The sequence below is a fragment of the uncultured Rhodococcus sp. genome, from assembly GCF_963525155.1.
Classification (GTDB): domain Bacteria; phylum Actinomycetota; class Actinomycetes; order Mycobacteriales; family Mycobacteriaceae; genus Rhodococcus_F; species Rhodococcus_F qingshengii.
In genome coordinates, this window is record NZ_CAURKP010000325.1 from 1 (window position 1) to 2898 (window position 2898).

3 protein-coding genes are annotated in these 2898 nt (G+C 62.4%); 2 read left to right on the forward strand and 1 reads right to left on the reverse strand.

Annotated features, from left to right (window positions below):
* Positions 1 to 453, forward strand: a 453-nt coding sequence (locus RWT78_RS28950; RefSeq protein WP_314682878.1) for a transglycosylase family protein, incomplete at its 5' end; no start/stop codon positions are given.
* 12 nt (positions 454 to 465) lie between these two features.
* On the opposite strand, the gene RWT78_RS28955 is transcribed toward RWT78_RS28950, so the two are convergent.
* On the reverse strand, positions 466 to 1197 hold the full coding sequence (locus RWT78_RS28955; protein ID WP_054188193.1) for a TetR/AcrR family transcriptional regulator: 732 nt from the start codon (positions 1195 to 1197) through the stop codon (positions 466 to 468).
* A 197-nt stretch (positions 1198 to 1394) separates the two neighbouring features.
* On the opposite strand from RWT78_RS28955, the gene RWT78_RS28960 reads away from it, so the two are divergent.
* A partial coding sequence (locus tag RWT78_RS28960) for an amino acid permease (RefSeq protein WP_314682881.1) occupies positions 1395 to 2898 on the forward strand: 1504 nt, incomplete at its 3' end.

The window sequence follows — 2898 nt, forward strand, 5'->3', positions numbered from 1 at the left end:
GGCCACGACTGGTCCGGAGTCGCAAACTGCGAGTCCTCCGGTAACTGGGCCGCCAACACCGGAAACGGCTTCTACGGTGGTCTGCAGTTCACGCAGAGCACCTGGAACGCATTCGGTGGATCGGGCAACGCTGCCAACGCCAGCCAGGCCGAGCAGATCCGTGTCGCCGAGAACGTTCTCGCAGGCCAGGGCGTCGGCGCATGGCCCGTCTGCGGTCAGTACCTGACCACCGGCACCACCGCAGGCAACTACGAGGCCGCAGCCGCCCCCGTCACCGCTGAGGCTTCCGTCGAGTCGGCTCCGGCAGCAAGCACCGGAAGCGGCAACTACGTGGTCAAGGCAGGCGACACCCTGTCGAAGATCGCTGCTGCACACGGCATCTCGCTCGAGAACCTCGCCAGCCAGGTTCCGAACATCAACCTGATCTTCCCGGGACAGTCCCTCTCGGTCTAGTCTCGTGGCCGTTTAGGTCCTCAATGCGTCGAAATTGTCCGGAGCTGATGCAGCCCCGGACAGTTTCGGCGTTTCTGCGTTCGCAATGATCGTTGCCGCTTCCGTATGGATGGGGTCAAGATCCTGGCGCCACCCAAGAATGTGCAGCGCCGACCCGGCGATGACAGCGGCGTCGGGAATCGGGGTGCCTTCGAGCGCGTCGGCTCGCGCGCTGATCACGCTTTCTACCAGGCGAAACGGAAGCTCGGCCAGGTGCGTTGATGATGGATCGTCAATCGCGTCGAGCACATCCTGGGCGAGTGCCCGGTATTGCTCGCGAAGCCGATCGCGATCGGCTCGGAACGACATGAACCTGTCACTTCTCAGTTCCGGTAAGAGATAAAGGACGCCGAGGTTCCACCGTCCGGTGATCAGTTGTGCCGCGTCGATGTACGAAAGTGCGTACAGCTTGACCTCGGGTGCGGTGTCGAGTGGCCTGAGATTCTCCGCGAAGTCGAGCGCCGGCGTCACGGTGTCGGCGAGAAGTGCAACCAGAATGTCGTCCTTGGTGGCGAAATGGTTGTACAGCGACGCCTGACGCATTCCGACTGCTTCGGCGATGTGGCGTGTCGACGTCGCGGCGAAGCCTCGGGTGGTGAACAGTTCAGCGGCTGCATCCAAGATCTCCGCCCGGGCAGTGCCACCCGGGCGTCGGCGAGCGGTCAGGCGGGGTCGTCCGGGGCCGGCGTTGGTCACGCCTTCCATAGTGGCAGGCTGCGGCCTTACGTGCGGGATGGCCGCCGCTGTGAGCATTCGGTCACGTGCTCGAAACGTACTCAACGAGCCTGTTACAGAATCAGGCGAATCGTATACGCGGGCGTCACCTGCGGCGAGTGGATTTCGCGAAAACTATCAATCGACAGTTATTCGCCTCTGAATCGCTTCGCCGAAGGAGTACGCCGTTGAGTGCAACCACCCCGGCTGCGCAGCCCACCACCGCATCCGCACTCGCCTCTTCGCCTCACGACGACGGTGACCTCGCGGAGTTCGGCTACGAGCAGCAGCTGCATCGATCGCTGGGAAAGTTCGCGTCGTTCGCCGCGGGCTTCTCCTTCGTCTCCATCCTGACCACGATCTTCCAATTGTTCGGCCTCGGTTTCGGTTTCGCGGGTCCGGCATTCTTCTGGACGTGGCCGGTCGTCTTCATCGGTCAGTTCATGGTCGCTCTCAACTTCGCGGAACTTGCTGCCAGATATCCGATTTCGGGTGCCATCTACCAGTGGTCGCGGCGGATGGGTGGTGAGATCGTCGGCTGGTTCGCCGGTTGGTTCATGATTCTCGCTCAGATCGTCACTGCATCGGCCGCCGCGATCGCCTTGCAGGTCGTGCTCCCCAATGTGTGGAGCGGGTTCCAGATCATCGGCGAGGACAGCGCACTCACCTCATCGAGTGGTGCCGCCAACGCAGTGCTGCTCGGATCGGTACTTCTGGTTCTGACCACCTTCATCAACTGCATCGGCGTCAATTGGATGTCGCGTATCAACAACATCGGCGTGACCTGCGAAATCGTCGGTGTCATCGCAGTGATCGGGATGTTCTTCACCCACGCTCAGCGCGGACCGGACGTCGTCTTCGACACCGGCAGTGCCGGTGGTGAGCCCGGATACGCCTGGGCGTGGATCATGTCCGGACTGATGGCTGCTTACGTCATGGTCGGCTTCGGTTCGGCAGGCGAACTGGCCGAGGAGACCCGCAACCCCCGACGCGTCGCACCTCGTACGATCCGGCTTGCACTGTCCGCTTCCGCGCTCGGCGGCGGCTTGATGATCCTCGGCGCGTTGATGGCAGCGCCCTCACTCACCGACGGACGCCTGGCCACGGAAGGTTTGCCGTACGTACTGACCTCCATTCTGAGTTCGCCGTGGGGCACGGTCTTGTTGATCGACGTCTCGATCGCAGTGTTCGTGTGCACCTTGGCCATTCAGACTGCTGCTTCACGGCTGATGTTCTCCATGGCCCGCGACGGGCGCCTGCCTGCCTCGCAGATACTGGCAAAGGTCAACCCCCGCACCGGAACACCTATCGCGCCGTCCGTCCTCATCGGTCTGGTCTGCATTGCCGTCCTGGCCGTCAACGTGGGCAACTCGGCAATTTTTGCAACCCTGTCCAGCGTATGCATCATCTTGATCTACTTGGCCTACCTCATGGTGACTGTGCCGCTGCTGGTTCAGCGTCTCAAGGGATGGCCGCGCACCGCTGTCGGCCCCAAGTTCGACGCCGAAGGCAAAAAGCTTTTCTCCCTGGGTATCTGGGGAGTTCCGGTCAACATCGCCGCAGTTGTGTACGGCGCGCTGATGGTGATCAACCTGTCCTGGCCACGAGCCGAGATCTTCAACCCCACGGGGGAGTACCCCATTCTGCAGTGGGCCGCGCCCATCACGATAGCGCTGGTGGTTGGGCTGGGAG